At 65.2% G+C, this 16,388-nt stretch carries 12 protein-coding genes; 3 read left to right on the forward strand and 9 right to left on the reverse strand.

Features of this window, described 5'->3' with window-relative positions; genetic code table 11:
* Nucleotides 1-126 precede the first annotated feature (126 nt).
* Nucleotides 127-1,002, reverse strand: coding sequence for an NAD(P)-dependent oxidoreductase (locus DFO68_RS00120; RefSeq protein WP_133480861.1), 876 nt, complete (start codon nt 1,000-1,002; stop codon nt 127-129).
* 327 nt (nt 1,003-1,329) lie between these two features.
* Between DFO68_RS00120 and DFO68_RS00125 the strand changes: the two genes are divergently transcribed.
* Complete coding sequence (locus DFO68_RS00125; RefSeq protein ID WP_133480863.1) at nt 1,330-1,782, forward strand: DUF3617 domain-containing protein; 453 nt, start codon at nt 1,330-1,332, stop codon at nt 1,780-1,782.
* On the opposite strand, the gene DFO68_RS00130 is transcribed toward DFO68_RS00125, so the two are convergent.
* On the reverse strand, nt 1,776-4,889 hold the full coding sequence (locus DFO68_RS00130) for an efflux RND transporter permease subunit (protein ID WP_133480865.1): 3,114 nt from the start codon (nt 4,887-4,889) through the stop codon (nt 1,776-1,778). The genes DFO68_RS00125 and DFO68_RS00130 overlap by 7 nt on opposite strands.
* Nucleotides 4,889-5,977 carry an efflux RND transporter periplasmic adaptor subunit gene (locus tag DFO68_RS00135; RefSeq protein ID WP_133480867.1) on the reverse strand — a complete coding sequence of 363 codons (1,089 nt, stop codon included), beginning with the start codon at nt 5,975-5,977 and terminating at the stop codon, nt 4,889-4,891. Before DFO68_RS00135 ends, DFO68_RS00130 begins: the two co-directional genes overlap by 1 nt.
* Before the next feature lie 253 nt (nt 5,978-6,230).
* Between DFO68_RS00135 and DFO68_RS00140 the strand changes: the two genes are divergently transcribed.
* Nucleotides 6,231-7,406: an NAD(P)/FAD-dependent oxidoreductase gene (locus DFO68_RS00140; RefSeq protein ID WP_133480869.1), complete on the forward strand. Its 1,176-nt coding sequence runs from the start codon at nt 6,231-6,233 to the stop codon at nt 7,404-7,406.
* A 130-nt stretch (nt 7,407-7,536) separates the two neighbouring features.
* Here DFO68_RS00140 and DFO68_RS00145 read toward each other — a convergent pair whose 3' ends face one another.
* The 4 genes from DFO68_RS00145 to DFO68_RS00160 all read right to left on the reverse strand — a co-directional run bounded on the left by DFO68_RS00145 (nt 7,537) and on the right by DFO68_RS00160 (nt 9,635).
* Nucleotides 7,537-7,872, reverse strand: a complete 336-nt coding sequence (locus tag DFO68_RS00145) for a YqjK-like family protein (protein ID WP_133480871.1) — start codon at nt 7,870-7,872, stop codon at nt 7,537-7,539.
* Nucleotides 7,859-8,254 carry a phage holin family protein gene (locus DFO68_RS00150; RefSeq protein WP_133480873.1) on the reverse strand — a complete coding sequence of 132 codons (396 nt, stop codon included), beginning with the start codon at nt 8,252-8,254 and terminating at the stop codon, nt 7,859-7,861. The genes DFO68_RS00145 and DFO68_RS00150 overlap by 14 nt, the downstream gene beginning before the upstream one ends.
* A complete protein-coding gene (locus DFO68_RS00155) occupies nt 8,254-8,586 on the reverse strand; it encodes a DUF883 family protein (protein WP_133480875.1) in 333 nt (110 codons plus the stop codon). Before DFO68_RS00155 ends, DFO68_RS00150 begins: the two co-directional genes overlap by 1 nt.
* Before the next feature lie 80 nt (nt 8,587-8,666).
* Entirely contained in the window at nt 8,667-9,635 is a 969-nt protein-coding gene (locus DFO68_RS00160) for a phospholipase A (protein ID WP_243726366.1), read from the reverse strand.
* 163 nt (nt 9,636-9,798) lie between these two features.
* Between DFO68_RS00160 and mscK the strand changes: the two genes are divergently transcribed.
* On the forward strand, nt 9,799-13,311 hold the full coding sequence (mscK, locus tag DFO68_RS00165; protein WP_133480879.1) for a mechanosensitive channel MscK: 3,513 nt from the start codon (nt 9,799-9,801) through the stop codon (nt 13,309-13,311).
* A 51-nt stretch (nt 13,312-13,362) separates the two neighbouring features.
* Here mscK and DFO68_RS00170 read toward each other — a convergent pair whose 3' ends face one another.
* Both DFO68_RS00170 and DFO68_RS00175 read right to left on the reverse strand, forming a co-directional pair.
* Nucleotides 13,363-14,127: a TlyA family RNA methyltransferase gene (locus DFO68_RS00170; RefSeq protein WP_133480881.1), complete on the reverse strand. Its 765-nt coding sequence runs from the start codon at nt 14,125-14,127 to the stop codon at nt 13,363-13,365.
* Between the two features lie 19 nt (nt 14,128-14,146).
* Nucleotides 14,147-16,183 (reverse strand): hypothetical protein, encoded by a 2,037-nt coding sequence (locus tag DFO68_RS00175; RefSeq protein WP_133480883.1) that lies wholly within the window; start codon nt 16,181-16,183, stop codon nt 14,147-14,149.
* Nucleotides 16,184-16,388 lie beyond the last annotated feature (205 nt).

A 16,388-nucleotide genomic window follows, 5' to 3' on the forward strand; every position in this document is an offset into this window, starting at 1 on the left:
GCGACTGGCAGGATGGAGCTCGGGGCCGCCGAGCCAAGGCCGTGTGGCCATGCGTCAGAGGCGGGGCGAATGCCGCCTCGAGCATCTTCTCTCGCATGCCGGGCAGGTGTTTTGCACGTGCGGGGATCATCCGGACTGCTGGCCATCGAGAAAGTCGTAGATGGCGGCAAAGTCATCCCGACCGCGTCCGTGGGCCGTCGCGCGACCATAGACCGCCTTGGCCAGGCTCGCCAGGAACAACGGCTGGTTCTCTTCATAGGCAGTCAGGTCCAGCAGATGGAGATCCTTGTGCATCAACTCGAGCGGAAACTGGGCCTCGTAGTCACGATCCCTGATCAGTTGCGCCTTGCCTTTCAAAAATGGCGCGGACACCGGCAGCTCTGGCAGGGTGTCCATCAGGAACTCACGGCTGAAGCCTAACTTTTCGCCCAGCAGGGCCGTTTCTGAATACGCCAGCATGCTTTGCGCGAGCAGGGCATTGACCAGCATCTTGAACGCGCTGCCCTGCCCGGCGGGCCCGACGTGCAGGATCTTGCTGCCCATCTGTTCCAGTTGCGAGCGCGCGCTGTCGATATCGGCGGCCTCGCCACCGAGCAGGAATGTCAGCTCCCCGGTTTCGGCAGGCATTCTGGTGCCGGCCACCGGGCCGTCGATAAAGCGGATTCCGGCCGTGTTGGCCCTGTCCGCGCAGTATCGCGTAAAGGAGGGATTGACGGTCGAGCAGTTGACCCAGAGAGCGTTGGGGGCCATGGCAGCGACGAACCCCTGCTTGCCGAATGCCACCTCCTCGACGACCTCCGGTGAAGCCAGCATGGTATACACCACATCGGCGTTGGCGACGGCTTCGGCGGCCGAGTCAGCACGCTGGGCCCCGGCCTTCTCCAGCGCTCTGACGGGCTCGTCAGATCGGTTGAACACGGTGACAGTCAGCGAAGGGTCGTTGAGCAGGTTGCGGGCCATTCGACTGCCCATGATGCCTAGACCGATAAAAGCAACCTTCATGATTGGCGTCTCCTTGGGTTGATAAATTGTGTTGATAGCTCGTGTTGATGACGGTTGACGCGCTGAATGGCCGCCACTTGATCGTTGACTTGGGCGACAAAGCCGCCGTGGCATCGTGACTCGGCCTGGCAGTGCCGTGCCCTGGTCGCCACACTGTAGCAAACAAGCCGACGCACAAGGATGACTGCGACAAGGTGTTCGTTTGATCACGACCCCGCGCCATCGCCTGTCCCGATCGGGGTCGGATTGGGGATAATCGTCGATTGGACTATGCTTGGGCCTCATGCCGAGGCTGTGGCATGCCATCCACCGCAGGGAGAAGTCCCCATGACGTTTCGCCCCTTTCTTGCCGGTTTGCTGCTGGCGTTGCCGCCATTAGCCGTCGCCGAGCCGCCCAACATTGCGCCGGGCCAGTGGGAATTCACCCGTATTACTTCGGTGCAGGGTGACCTGCCGATCCCTGATCAGACCAAGACTCACCAGGAGTGCATCGCCCAGGGCGATATCAATGACGAGGCATTCAGCTTCATCGAGGAGGAGGAAGGCTGCGAGCTGCTCGAGCACGCGGTCACGGTCGACGGCCTGGACTACCGCATGGTTTGCCGGGCCGAGGGCGGCGAGGCCGATATCGTTGGTCGCATGGACTTCCTCGGCGAGCGTGTCGAGGGCAACGTCGACATCCTGGTCGCCTCGTCCGCAGGCGAGCTGCACATGACCACCACCCTGCAGGGGCAGCGCATCGGCGACTGCCGCGGCAACTCGCTATCGCCCGCTCAGTAGTCGGCGGGCGTGTCGCCCATTTCGCGTTCCAGGCGGCGAGCCACGTCGCCCGGTGAGCCGGTGCGTCGCGCCAGCAGGTCGTAGGCGACCGGGACCACGAACAGCGTGAAGAGGGTGGCAGCGGCCAGGCCGCAGAGGATCACGGTGCCGATCACTAGCCGGGTCTCGGCGCCGGCGCCGCTGGAGACGATCAGCGGTACCGCACCGGCCATCGTGGTGGCCGCGGTCATCACGATGGGGCGCAACCGCGTCACCGCGGCCTCCACCAGTGCCTCGTGGAAGGCCACGTCCTGGTCGCGCAGCTGGTTGGCGAACTCCACGATCAGGATGCCGTTCTTGGCGGCAAGCCCCACCAGCATCACCAGCCCCACCTGGCTGTAGATGTTGAGCGATTGTCCCGTCAGGTAGAGCCCCAGCAGGGCACCGCAGATCGCCAGGGGAACGCTGAGCATGATCACGAAAGGATGCACGAAGCTCTCGAATTGTCCGGCCAGCACCAGGAAGACCACCAGGATGCCCAGGCCCAGCAGGAAGCCGGTAGCCCCGCTGGCCTCCTGATAGTCTCGGGAGGCGCCCTTGAAGTCGGTCTTGGCCTCGGGAGGAAGGAGCTCGTCGACGCTCGCCTCCAGGTACGCTAGAGCCTCGCCAAGCGGATAGCCGTCTTCAAGGTCGGCCTGCAGGGTGATGGCACGCACGCGGTTGAAGCGATTCAGCGTGCTAGGCCCGGCGAAGTCGTGCAGTGTCACCAGATTGCCCAGCGGGATGAGCTGGCCGGTACGCTGCGAGCGGACCCGCAGGCTCCCCAGGGTGGAAGGAGTGGGCCGCGCACCGGGTTCCCCCTCGAGGATCACGTCGTACTCCTCGCCGTCGTCCACGTAGCGGGTCACCCTGCGCCCACCGAGCAGCGTCTCCAGGGTTCGGCCGATCTCGGTGATGGTGACCCCCAGGGCGGCGGCCCGGGTGTAGTCGATGTCCACCCGCAGTTGCGGCTGATTCTCCTCGTAGTCGCTGTCAAGGGCGGCTAGGTGGGGGTTGTCCGCGCGGATATGCGCCATCAGCATATCGCGCCACTCGGCCAGTTGCTCATAGCTGCCGCCACCCAGCACGAACTGCACGGGCTTCTCGACGCTCGACCCGAAGCCCTGGCGCATCACCGGGAAGGCGCGCACACCGGGCAGGTCGCCGAGCGTCTGGCGAATCTGATCCATGATCGCCCAGGCCGAGCGACGGCTGCCCCAGTCGGCCAGATTGACGATCACGAAGCCGCTGTTGAAGTTCTCGATATTGCCCCAGCCGCGTGGCGCGCGGACCACCACGCGCTCGATCTCGCCGGCCTCTACCATGGGCAGCAGCCGCGCCTCGATCTCGTCCATGTAGTCGAGCATGTAATCGTAGGTGGCGCCCGGTGGGCCGTTGACCAGTACCCAGAAGTTGCCACGATCCTCCCGGGGAGTGTACTCATTGGGCAGCTCGCCGTTGAGCCATAGCATGCCGCCGACGATGCCGAGGAACAGCACCAGCACCAGCAGGCGTAGCCTGAGGACCCGCTCGAGCAAGCGGCGGTAGAGGCCGCGCGTGCGCTCCAGGATCGATTGCACGCCGTGGGCCAGGCGCCCCTCGTGCATGTCGGCCTTGAGGAGCTTGGAGGCCATCATCGGCGTCAGGGTCAGCGCCAGCAGGCTGGAGATGGCCACGGCCGCGGCGAGGGTCAGGGCGAACTCGGAGAACAGCCGGCCGATGTCGCCCTGCAGGAAGCTCAGCGGCACGAACACCGCGATCAGCACCAGGGTCGTGGCGATCACCGCAAAGGCGATCTGGCGGGTGCCACGGAAAGACGCCACCAGCGATGTTTCGCCATGGTCATGCATGCGCCGGTGGATGTTCTCCAGCACTACGATGGCATCGTCGACGATCAGCCCGATGGCCAGCACCAGCGCGAGCAGGGTCAGCAGGTTGAGGGTGAAGCCCATCACCGCCAGGGCGGCGAAGGTGCCGATCAGGGCGATGGGCACCGTGACGGCCGGGATCAGGGTAGTACGCAGGTTGCCAAGGAACAGGAAGATCGCCACCACCACCAGGCCCATGGTGATGAACAAGGTCTGCACCACCTGGGCGATGGCGCCGGAGACGAATACCGAGGAATCGAAGTTCAGCGACAGTGACATGCCCTCGGGGAGGCTGTTCTGCACGCGCGCCATCTCGGCCTTCACTCCCTTGGAGATCTCCAGCACGTTGGCGGTGGATTGCTTTATCATCCCCAGGCCCACCATGGGGATACCGTTGCCGCGGAAGAGGGTGCGCTCCTCCACGGCACCGATCTCCACCCGGGCCACGTCGCCCAGCCGCACCAGGTAGCCGTCGCTGCCCTGGGCGAGCACCAGGCTACGGAAATCCGCGGGGGTGGCGAAGTTGCGCGGCAGGCGCACGATGAACTGGCGCTCCCGGGACTCGATGGCCCCGCCGGGCAGTTCGATGTTCTCAAGGCGCAGCGCATCCTCCACATCGCCGGCGGTGAGGCCACGGGCCGCCAGGGCATCGGCATTCAGCCATACCCGCATGGCGTACTCGCGCCCTCCGCCGATGCGTACCTGGGAGACCCCGGGCAGCACCGAGAAGCGGTCCACCAGATAGCGGTTGGCGTAGTCGGTGAGTTCGGCCATGGAGAAACCCGCGCCGGACAGCGACAGCCAGATCACCACCTCGGAGCTGGAATCGGCCTTCTGCACCTCCGGCGGGTCCGCCTCCTCGGGCAGGTTGTCCAGCGACCCCGAGATGCGGTCACGGATGTCGTTGGCGGCCGCGTCGATGTCCATGTCCAGGGCGAACTCCACGCGGATGCTGGAGCGGCCGTCTTCGCTGGAGGAGGAGATCACCTCGATGCCGGAGACGCCGGAGATGCGATCCTCCAGCACCTGGGTGATGCGTGTCTCGACCACGCTGGCCGAAGCACCCGGGTAGCGGGTGTCGATGCCAACCACCGGTGGATCAATGGAGGGATACTCCTGCAGCGGCAGGCGCTGCAGGGCGAGCAGCCCGAAGGCCACGATCAGGGCCGCCAGCACCACCGCCAGGACCGGCCGCTGGACGGAGACGTCGGAGAGGCGCATCAGCCGTTGTCCGCCGCATCGCCACGCCCGCGGCGCAGCAGCTCGGGGATGCTGGTGTCGTCGTCGAGAATGCCCAGCAGGCGGGTCGGCTGGCCGTCGCGCACCCGCTCGGTGCCATGGGCCACCACCAGCTCTCCGGCCTCGAGCCCCTCGAGCACTTCCACCTCGCCCTCGCGTCGAGCACCGATCACTACCTGGCGCCGATCGACCCGGTACTGGTCCGACTCATCCAGCACCAGCACGAACTGGCGTTCGCCCTGGGGAATCAGGGCCGACTCGGGCATCACCAGGGTCTCGCGCGGGGCGCGTTCGACCACGACTCGCATCAGCATCCCGGGTCGCAGGCGCAGCTCGGGGTTATCGAGTACGGCACGCACCATGATGCTGCGGCTCACCGGATCGATCCGCGCACCGATGGTGGCAATCTCGCCGGCGAAGCTGGCGTCGGGGAAGGCATCGCTGACCGCCGTCAGTGGCAGGCCGGGCGTCACCTGTCCCAGGGCGCGCTCGGGCAGGGTGAAGTCGAGCTTCATGATGTCCAGTTTGTCGAGGGTGACCAGCGCCGTGCCCGGCGAGACGAGCGCCCCGACGCTGAGATTGCGAAAGCCCACCACGCCGTTGAAGGGAGCATAGATACGGTAGTCGGCCAGCCGCGCCTCCAGGGCCTGGACCTGCGCCTCGGCCTGGCGCAACCGTGCCCAGGCATCCTCCACGTCCGCCCGTGGCGCGAGGTTGCGATCCTGCAGCTGGGCCAGGCGGTTCACCGCATTGCGACGCTCGTCGCGCAGTGCCTGGGCCGCGCGCACGTCGGCCTGAGCCTCGTCATCGGCCAGTCGCACCAGCAGCTGACCGGCCGTGACGGTTTCTCCATCGCGGAAGTTCAGCTCGCGGATGGTATCGGTGACGGTGGCCGAGAGCGTCACGCTCTCGTCGGCGTGCAGGGTGCCCAGGGCCTCGAGGGGGTCGGACCAGGCCGCCAGACTGACCCGGGCGGCAATCACTGCGGTAGGCTGCTGGGCGGCGAGCAGCGGGGCAAACATCAAGGCTGCCAGGCCTAGCAGCAGCAGGCGAGGTCGCGATGGGATCATAGGGGTGTTGTTCTCGGTGAGCGATGAGCGGGCGCCCGGTCCGTCGGGTCGCTTCCCTGAAGCCTAAACGCCTGGGAAGGGAAGAGTGTGACAATATTGCACAAGCGTTCGAGGGTCTTTTAAATGCACAAGACATGTACAGTTTTGGGAAGTCTGGAAGGCGGCCTGGTGCCGCCGCGACACCGGTCGGCGACGCGGCGACGGACTGCTAGAATGCGCGGCCTGGATCGATTCCCCTCGGGAGAGTAAGGTCGTGACATACGATGTGGTAGTGATCGGCGCCGGTGCCGCCGGGCTGATGTGCGCGCTGACCGCCGGCTACGCCGGGCGGCGGGTGCTGGTGGTCGACCATGCCAGCAAGGCGGGCAAGAAGATCCTGATGTCCGGCGGCGGACGCTGCAACTTCACCCACCTGGCCTCGGGGCCGGCGAACTTCTATTCCGAGAATCCCGCTTTCTGCATTTCGGCGCTCAAGCGCTACCGCCCCGAGCATTTCGTCGAACTGGTGGATCGCCACGGCGTGGCGTACGTGGAAAAGACCCCGGGGCAGCTGTTCTGTGCCGACTCCTCCAAGGAGATCCTTCGGGTGCTGCTCACCGAGTGCGACTGGGCGGGCGTGGAGATCCGCTTGAAGACCGCCATCGAGGGCGTCGAACGGTGCGGGGAGGGCATGCGGCTGATGACCTCGCTGGGACCCGTCGACTGCGGGGCCCTGGTGGTGGCGAGTGGTGGGCTCTCGATCCCCACCATGGGCGCCACCGGCCTGGGTTACGATATCGCCCGCCAGTTCGGCCTCGCAGTCACCGAAACCCGCGCCGCGCTGGTGCCCTTCACCCTCACCGGCCACTGGAAGGCGCGGGCCGAGGCGCTGGCCGGGGTCAGCTGCGAGGTGGCGGTGACCTGCCGCGGGAAGCGCTACCGCGAGCCGATGCTCTTCACCCATCGCGGGCTTTCGGGCCCCGCCATGCTGCAGATATCCAGCGTCTGGCAGCCCGGGGACACCTTGTCCCTCGACCTGCTGCCGGGGTGCGATGCCTTCGAGACGCTGTGCCGTGCCCGGCGCGAGACGCCCCGGCGGCGGCTCTCTAGCTGGCTGGGAGAGCACCTGCCCAAGCGCCTGGCCCGGGCGCTGGTCGAGTGGCACGACGACGACGGAGTACTGGCCGAGTGCAGCAATGCCCGCCTGGAGGCCTGGGCCGAGGTTCTCCAGGCCTGGCGGATCAAGCCCGCCGGCACCGAGGGCTGGAGGACCGCCGAGGTAACAATGGGAGGTGTGGAGACGCGGGCCGTCTCATCGAAGGACTTCTCGGTACAGGAGCTGCCGCAGCTTCGCTTTATCGGCGAGGTGCTGGACGTCACCGGTGAGCTCGGCGGTCACAATTTTCAGTGGGCCTGGGCCTCCGGCGTGGCCTGCGGTAACGCGCTCTAGCGGCAGGGTGCTCTCTGCGTCGCCGGAAGTTCACCACCCGCGGCAACCGGAGACGATGGTCGCGGCGGGCTCCTCAATGGCTGGCAATATCAATGGCCGGCCTCGATTCGTTTCAGGGAGCCGCGATTCCTCATCGGCCATCCAGCAGTCGCTGTGCCTGGCTCACCAGCACTCTTCCGGTCGCCAGTCGTCTTGCCAGTCGGATCAGTGCCGAGGGATGTCGAGCGCCCTTGACCAGCAGTGCGCCACCGGCAATGTAGAGGGGGATCCTGAAGCGCATGATGAAATGCCAGCCGTCGTCTATGGGACGGCTGGCATCGCGCCAGCGGCTGGTCTCGACCATGATGTCGACACGCTCCTGCTCGATGGAGGCCTCGAGTTGGGCCTTGCGTAAGGCGAGGCTGGCCGCCGAATTATCCAGATGAGCGGACCGAGAGAGGGTCTTATGGGTCTCAGGACCTGTCACGTGACATCTCCATCAGCTCACGATCGGTGGCCAGGTGCTTAAGGGTGCTGGCCAGCAGGATTCGCCGTCGTGCCAGGCGCATGATCCAGAGGATCAGAATCAGGCCCAGGCTCAGCAGCACCAGACCACTGACACCGATGGCCATCAGCCGATGAGTTTCCCAGAAGATGACCACTACCAGAGCGGTCAGGGTACCGATCCCCAGTAGAACCAGAACGAGAGCGAGCCCGGCCAGTATCGACAGGGTGACCAGTCGCGCCCGCTCTTCCTCGATCTCCACCACGGCGAGGCGCAGACGCGTCTCGCCGATCGCCAGCAGGCTGACGATCAGCCGCTGGGTGGCCGTGAAGAGGCGTTCTGCGGGTCCCTGGCTCGCTCCCATCAGCGCCGGCCGATCAGCATGCCGATGACGACGCCGACACCGGCCCCAATGCCGATGCTGGTCCAGGGGTTGTTGTGGACGTAACGGTCGCAGGCGTCGGCCTGCTGGGTGACGCTGTCGCGGGCCTCGTCATAGAGACGCTCTCCACGGGCTTCGAGACGCTCTCGGGTATCCTTGAGGCGTTTTTCCGCCCGTGTGCGTAGCTCCTTGATATTGCTACGTGAGTCGTCAGCGGTGGCGTTGACGAGCTCCTCGAGGGTCTGGGTGAGATGCTGCAGATCCTCCTTGAGCTGCTGAGTGGATTCGCTGGTGCGCGGCGCATGACTGGCCATCGGGGTCTTCCTCTGACGGTGAATAATAGGCTCAGTATAGCAGTCGGCGTGGCGACTTCAATACTTCAGTTATGACCGGTTCAGGGTTGGCGATCCAGGCTGCCGGCAGGAAACAGCGGGTTGAGGCTGAACCCCAGGCTAAGACGGTGGCTTTTCTGGTTATAGTCGATCAGGCTCTCGCCATAGCCGTAATAGTACTGCATATGCCCACGGATACTGCCGAACAGCGGCCAGGAGTAGTCCAGCTGGGAGCCCATGTTGCCTTCGCTGGGATTGCCTCGCATCATCAGGCTGAGTTCGTTGTCGCTATTGAGGCGACGGGCCAGCGTGACATCGCCGTAGCCCAGGTACCGGTGAATGTCGGGATTGTCGTCTTCCTCGGATTCCGGGATGCGCCAGTGAGGCGCGAGGACGAAGACCCAGTCATCGTTGACGAAGGTGGATTCGAGGATCAAGCGGTTCCAGCTGCGGGATAGGGGGTCGGAGCGCCCGTTGGACTGGTGGTTGAACGCCAGGCGATTGTGGATGTTGGTCCAGCCGAGCAGCGACATGCGGTTTTCGAAGTCGATGAAGACTTCCGGCTCGTAGTTGGTCTCGCGGAAGGGCGAGGAGGCATCCGCGTTGTACGCCTGCCACCAGCTGCGCTGGGTGTAGGCGAAATGCAGGTCGCCGCCATAGTCACCGAACAGATCTTCCACCAGATTGAACTTGACGCTGAACTGGAACTTCATCTCCGCCCGATCGGGCGAGTTGAGGCCGTTCTGGTTGCGGAAGGCATCGGTATTGGGGGTGGTATTGTAGCTCAGCGGAAACCAGTAGTTGCGTCGATGGGTGGTGATCGCAAAGGGATTGCGGTCGGATTCGCGCTCGAGCTTGCGCCGTTGGTCAACCGTGTCCTCGAGTTCCTGTTCGACGAGCGGGGGCTTCTTGCCATCGTTGTTGGCCAGTTGGCGCCGCAATTCGCGCATCTCCTCTTGCAGGACGGCGAGGCGGGCCTCGATGGCCTCGCGTTCTGCCCCGCTCAACGGCTCGGCGGCCCTGACGGGCATGTTCAGTCCCACCATGACCAGGACAACGACGAGCAGACAAGGTCGGGCAGATATCATGGTGAGGCACCTGATCAAGGGTGAAGGACTGTTTCTATCACACCCGTTTCTATCACGCCCGTGCGGCGAGTCAACCTCGCTAGCGGGACAAGAGGCCGGCATTGCCATGCCGGCCCGTCGGGTCGAGAATCGTGCTTGCACCCATCATACTCGAGGCCGCCCTTTGAATGTCTTTGAACATCGCTGTCGCCTGAGGGTTGCCTGGCGGTTGCTACTTCTAGTTCTTCTTTGCTGGCTGGGCGGGCTGGCCCTCACCCCTGTGACGCTGGCCCAGACCGCCACCACAGAGGAGCAGACCGCGCAAGCACTGCCCTCGCGTGAGGAGATCGAGGCGCGCCTGCAGGCGCGTCAGCCGGCCGAGGGCGAGACTGCCGGCGAGGAGGCGCAGCGTGACATCGAGGCATTGAATGCGGCCCTCGAGGCGCTTCAGCGCCTGACGGTGGTCAGAGAAGAGCTCTCTCGCCTCGAGACGCGCGTTCAAAAGGCACCCCAGGAGCTCAAGCGTCTGCAGCGAGAGCTACGCCAGATGGAGCAAGCGGATAGCGAGCAAAGCTTCGGCGCGTTAGAGGCGCTCTCCCTGGAGGCGCTGGAGACGCGTCGCAAGGCGGCCGAGGAGGCCTTGTCGGGCTTTCAGGAAGGCCTCGACCAGGTCTCGACACGACTGCTGAATGCTCAGACCCTGCCGGAGCGTGCCCAGCAGGCCATCGGTGATGCGATGCAACAGGCCGAAGACAGCCGACGCCGGCTGGAGGCGCTGGATGATCGTCAGGTGGCCGAGGACGATCCGCGGCGCTGGCGGCTGCGCATCGAACGCGAACTGGCCGAGCAGACACTGCAACTCAACCAGCGCCAGCTGGCCACCAATACCCGTCTGCGTGAGCTGGACCAGCAGCATCGCGAGCTTCTCGAGCGCCAGGTGGCCAGCCAGGAGGCCCGGCTGGCCATGCTCCAGGGCATCATCGAACGGCGTCGACGCAAGGAGTCCGAGCAGACCATCGCCGAGGTGGCCAGCGTCAAGGGAGAAGGCGTCATCGGCCACCCCGTCATACGCCAGGCCCGAGAGATCAATCGGACCATGAGCCTCGAGTTGCTGCGTGCCACCGACCGTGCCAGTCGCCTGGTTCGGGAGGGCCTCGATGTGCGGCGCCAGTTCGAGCGGGTCCGTCAACTGCAGCGCACCCTCAACGAACAGATCGCCGCCATCCGCGGCAGCATCCTGCTGGCGCGCATCCTGCGCGAGCAACGCCAGGCGCTACCCCGCGTGGAGGCGCGGCGTGGCCTGCAGGACGAGATCGCCGATCTCCGACTCAAGCAGTTCGATCTCGGTCGGCAGCGCGATCAGTTGCGCGAGGGCGAGAAGTTGGCGCATCAGCGGATCGCCGAGGCCGATGCCGAGGCCTCGCCGGCGCTGGTCGATTCGCTGCTCGAGATCTATCAGGCCCGTCGCGAGCTGGTCGACCAGCTGGAGCAGGCCTATGGCGAGATGCTCAGCGCGGCCATCGACCTGCAGCTCAACCAGCAGCAGTTGCTGGCCACCAGTCGCGAGCTGCGGGCGACCATCGACGAGCAGTTATTCTGGATCGCTAACACTCGGCCCCTGGGTCTCGCCTGGCTGAGCAGCCTCCCCGAGAACCTGGCCTTGGAGTGGCGCGAAGGTGCATGGCGTGCGGTGTTGCCGGTGAACTGGCAGCTGCCGGATGCCCGCACCTTGCTCGGCCTGCCGCTGCTGCTAGTGGCGCTGGGGCTGATTGTCGCACGACAACGGATTCGCGCCCGCCTGGTACGCCTGCACCGGGAGGTCGGCCATCTCAAGCGCGACTCCCAGGGGCATACGCCCCGGGCGGTGGCCCTCAATCTGTTGCTGGCCTCGATCGGTCCGTTGTGCCTGCTGGCCGTTGCCGTAGCGCTGCGCATGGGCAGCGAAGGGGTTGGCCAGAGGATCGGCTATGCCCTGCTCCACCTGGCCCTGGCCTGGGCGGTGATCGCCTGGGCGCGCAAACTGCTGTTCCCGGGCGGGGTGGCAACCCGTCATTTCAATTGGCCACCCGCTTACGCGGCAGCTCTGCGCTATTGGCTGCAGTGGCTGGGAATGGCCTTGGTGCCGGTGCTGCTGATCGGTTTGCTGGCTCGCGATGCAAGTGTTGCGCTCAACCAGCGCCCGCTGGCCTTGAGCCTGCTGCTGATCGGCCTGCTGACCATGGGTCTGGTACTCATCAAGCTGATCCTGGCCCATGTGCCCTTCTTCGGTGTCAAGCCTTTCCGGCTGGTGCTCGGCCTGGTGGTTGCCCTGGTACCCCTGGTGCTCGCTGGGTTGATCATCTACGGCTATGAGTACACGGCCCTCAGCCTGCTGGAACGCTTCGTGATCTCTCTCTATCTGCTGGGACTCTGGATATTGGTGGAAGCTATGGTGGTTCGTGGTTTGGCCGTCGCGGCTCGCCGGCTGGCCTACCGTCGTGCGTTGGCGCGTCGTCGTGCCCAGGCACTGGAGGGCGCCGAGGGCAGCGTGGAGGTGGTCGAGGAGCCTCCTCTGGACATGCAGCAGGTCAACCAGCAGTCGCTGCGCCTCTCAAAGCTGATCCTGCTGAGCGGCTTTCTTCTGGTGCTCTACCTGGTGTGGTCTGATCTGCTCTCGGTTTTTAGCTACCTCGAGCAGGTGACGCTCATTAAACCGGGGGAAGATGCAGCGGCCGAGGCGGTGGGCAGCATGGTGTCGGTGGCCGACATCCTCACGGCCCTGCTGGTGGTGGTGCTGACCCTGATGATGGCGCGCAACCTGCCGGGTCTGCTCGAGGTGAGCGTGCTCTCCCGCCTGGAGCTCAAGCAGGGCAGCGCCTATGCCATCAGCTCACTGCTCGCTTATTCCATCATCGGCGGTGGCGTGGTCACCGCCCTGAGTACCCTCGGGGTTTCCTGGAGCAAGCTGCAATGGCTGGTGGCCGCGCTGGGGGTTGGTCTGGGTTTCGGCCTGCAGGAGATATTTGCCAATTTCGTCTCGGGGCTGATCATCCTCTTCGAGCGGCCGGTGCGCATTGGCGACACCATCACCCTGGGCAATCTTACCGGTACGGTGAGCAAGATCCGTATTCGGGCCACCACGGTGATCGATTTCGACCGCAAGGAGATCATCATTCCCAACAAGACCTTCATCACCGACCAGCTGATCAACTGGTCGCTCTCCGATACGGTCACCCGTGTCGTGCTTTCGTACGGGGTTGCCTACGGTTCCGATCATCGCCAGGTGCATCGCCTGCTCAGGCAGGCCGCCGACGAGAACCCGCGGGTCCTGGTGGATCCCGAGCCCCAGGTGTTCTTCATGAGCTATGGCGAGAGCACCCTGGACTTCGAGTTGCGCATCTTCGTCAACAGCCTCGGTGACCGGCTGTTCGCCACCGACGAGATCAACTGTCGGGTTGGCGAGCTGTTCGCCGCGCAGGGCATCGACATCGCCTTCAACCAGCTCGACGTCTGGCTGCGCCGTCCGGGGAGAGAAAAGAAACGCCCCGACAACGTCGGCGCCGGGGCATCGCGACCTGTCGAGCATCCGTCAGTCGGCGCCCAAGGCGATCCCGGGCATGTCGAGGGCGACGATGGAGGGGGTGGCGACGCCGGCCGTTGACCGGCAGCGGACGGGATCGAGCGCAGCGGAACGGCGTAGGCGACAGCGGTGTCAGCGCTTCACGGCGTGGAGCAGGAATTCTCGGTTGCCGTCACCGCCGAGCAGCGGGCTTTGCTGCCAGTGAACCACCTCGAGATCGAGCCCCTGGCAGCGCTCACGCACGCGGGCCTCCACCTCGGCGTAGCGCGCCGGGTCACTTACCAGGCCACGCGCATTGACGCCACCCGGCCCCAGCTCGAACTGCGGCTTGACCAGGCTGATGAGCTCTCCCCCTGCCGACAGCAGGACGGCGATCTCGGCCAGGATCAGCGTCTGGGAAATGAAGGAAACATCCATCACCACAAGGTCCGGGCCGGCAGCCGCCTGGGCAGCGAGGGCCGCTTGCAGCCGCGGCTCGCTGGCCATGGTCCGCGCGTTGAGGCCTTCCAGGCAGGTCACGCGGGGATCGTCACGCAGCGACGGGGCGAGCTGGTCATGGCCGACGTCCACGCCGATCACGTGTGCCGCCCCGTGGCGCAGCGCGCAGTCGGTGAAGCCGCCGGTGGACTGGCCGACGTCGAGCACCAGCTGATTGGCGAGCCTCACGCCGAGCGCCTCGATCAGCGCCTCCAGCTTGAGCCCCGCCCGGGAGACATAGCGCTCCTCGGGGTCCTCCTCGACGATCAATCGAGTATCGTCGGGTAGCTTCTCGCCGGGCTTCCTGAGCGGCGTGCCGTCCTCGGCCAGCCGCACCCGGCCATGTCGAATCAGTCGCTGGGCGCGGGTGCGGGAGCGTGCCAGATCCTGAAGGACGAGCAGCTGGTCGAGACGTGGCATGGCGACAGGTCACAGGGCCTTACGGCCCCTCGTCGGCCTGCAACCCGGTAGAGGGCAGGCGGTCGGCTCCCCAGCTGCGCCTGATATAACCGATCACTCGATCGAGCTCCTGCTGGGTGATCTTGGCCAGTTCGCCCCGCTCCAGCGGGTCGAAGTGGAAGATGTACAGGCGCGAGGCGAACTGCTCGAAGGGCAGCGAGGACTCGCCGAAGCGCTCGCCGTTGCCGGCGGTGCTGACTTTGATGCCATCGCCCCAGTCCTGGCCGCTGTCGTTGTTGGGATTGTAGAAATAGACCCGCATGGTGTCGCTGGGATCGAGGGTGACGCGCAACAGGGTGATGGCGTGCCAGCCGATGAAACGCGCTGCGCTGTCGGTCACCGCGATGCCAGCCGGCTGGGGGTGAATCAGCGGCTGGTTGCCGTTGTAATAGGGGTGATAGCTGGCATAGAAGTGGCGCAGAAAGTCGTCCAGCTCGTGCAATTGGCCGGTATCCACGTCGACATTGATGCGAAAGCCGCGGCCCGACCACCAACCATGGAATTCCGGGTTGACCCAGCGGTGGGGGTCGCCCTCGCGCCCGAGGCAGCGCCGCCCCATCTCGGCATAGATGCGGTCCAGGTGCGGCACGACCAGCAGCGAAACCGGGTCCAGGTCCATCGGCAGCTCCTTGGCCACCCCGGAGAGGCTGGCCATGGAGGAGAGGGGCATGCCCTCGAAGTGCATGATGATCTCATCGTCACGCGCGGCCCAGGTGACCATCTGCAGCAGGTAGTCCGGGTCGTTATAGGCCCACATGGAGAGCGCCCGGGCAGACTGGCAGGTGGGGTTGTTGCCCTGCCCGACGCCCAGTGGCAGCCCGAGCATGCACAGCACCCCTTCCAGCAGGCGGGCACGTGGCGAGGCGCTGTCGCCGAAGGCCAGGTTGAGCCTCGCCTCGGACCAGTCCGACAGCCTCAGCCCAAGCTGTCGCCACATGGCCGGGGCCACCGGAGGCTGGTAGAGGATACCGCGCTCGAGTACCAGGGCCAGCCCGTAGACCGCCTGCGGCGTGGTCGGATAGACCGCACCGCGGATCAGCGCATGGACCAGTTCACGGTAGCAGAGCAGGCAGTCGCGCCCGGTAGACGACAATCCCAGGGCCTCGGCGACCAGGTGGTCGTCATGGTCGAGCAGGTAGCGCAGCAATACGGCATGATAGGACGACACCAGGCTGGTATCGTGCATGGCCCTGGCGAACCCCGTGGCTTCGTACTGCAGGGCACCGCTGTCCATGCTCGCCAGGCGCTCCCGGTAGATGTCGAGGCCGGGATCCTCGCGGCATGCCTGGGTCGGGCCAAACAGGGAGCTGACCAGGCGGTCGGCGCCATGGCCGCTGGAGCCTAGGTCGATATCGGGGTTGGCCTGGCAGATGGCGATCTGGGTAATCATCTGCTTGATGGTGTCAACCTGGATCGGCCGCTGCTGCAGGATCCGCCAGATCTCGTCGATCAGTCGATCGATCACGTGCTCATAGCCGATGCGTTCGGCCAGGTGCTGGAAGAGGTGGTGGGGAATCTTTGCCAGGCGTCCCTGGGTCTCCCGTTCGGCCTCGGTGGGCGCGCCGAACAGCAGCCAGAGATTGAGCGCCATCACCTGCGTCAGGTAATGGTGGGCCTGCTCCTCGGAGAGCAGGGGATGAAGATAGCCCCCCTTGGCCACGGCGAGGATGCGCAGCTCGCTGATCGCCTCGATCACCACGATGTCGGGATCGGCGCTCTTCAACGCATGGGTAGTGAGAGAAGGTACCAGGTACTGGGGGGTCTGCCAGTCGGAGCCAAGAAAGATTCCAGCTTCCTCGAGTACTCGGGCCCGTTGCTCGATGGCCTCGCAGCCACCTTCTTGGAGCATCACCCGTCGAGCGATATCGAGCACACTGAACCGCTTGGCCCGCTTATCGAATGGCTGTGCCTGAGCCAGCGGGCCGATGGCGTCATCGAGTTGCTTCAACAGCTCGGCGAGCTTGTCGCTGCTCTGCTGCGAGGTGTTGGCGTCTTGCGTATGTCGATGCGTGGTCACGCCGACTCCTTGTGGTCAGGCTATCGCGCTCTCCATGACGCCTGTCTCGGACATAGAAATCAAGCCTTTCCATGTGCTTGAGCCGTTCCTTTGTGCGTGCCGCCTGGTCGCCCTTGAAATGGCTAGAACCGACCTCGATACGAAATCTGAGTTGCCTGTTTAATTCTACACGAGGTGTCCGAGTTTCTCATCCACGGGCCGTCGG

It is taken from the genome of Halomonas ventosae (assembly GCF_004361885.1).
In the GTDB taxonomy this organism is placed as follows: Bacteria; Pseudomonadota; Gammaproteobacteria; order Pseudomonadales; family Halomonadaceae; genus Halomonas; species Halomonas ventosae_C.

Coding starts and splice junctions, on each gene's coding strand:
- DFO68_RS00135 (WP_133480867.1), bottom strand. CDS start 5,977: ATGATCCCATCGCGACCTCGCCTGCTGCTGCTAGGCCTGGCAGCCTTG.
- mscK (WP_133480879.1), top strand. CDS start 9,799: ATGCCGGCCCGTCGGGTCGAGAATCGTGCTTGCACCCATCATACTCGA.
- DFO68_RS00150 (WP_133480873.1), bottom strand. CDS start 8,254: ATGGGAGCGAGCCAGGGACCCGCAGAACGCCTCTTCACGGCCACCCAG.
- DFO68_RS00170 (WP_133480881.1), bottom strand. CDS start 14,127: ATGCCACGTCTCGACCAGCTGCTCGTCCTTCAGGATCTGGCACGCTCC.
- DFO68_RS00120 (WP_133480861.1), bottom strand. CDS start 1,002: ATGAAGGTTGCTTTTATCGGTCTAGGCATCATGGGCAGTCGAATGGCC.
- DFO68_RS00160 (WP_243726366.1), bottom strand. CDS start 9,635: ATGCCCGTCAGGGCCGCCGAGCCGTTGAGCGGGGCAGAACGCGAGGCC.
- DFO68_RS00125 (WP_133480863.1), top strand. CDS start 1,330: ATGACGTTTCGCCCCTTTCTTGCCGGTTTGCTGCTGGCGTTGCCGCCA.
- DFO68_RS00130 (WP_133480865.1), bottom strand. CDS start 4,889: ATGCGCCTCTCCGACGTCTCCGTCCAGCGGCCGGTCCTGGCGGTGGTG.
- DFO68_RS00155 (WP_133480875.1), bottom strand. CDS start 8,586: ATGGCCAGTCATGCGCCGCGCACCAGCGAATCCACTCAGCAGCTCAAG.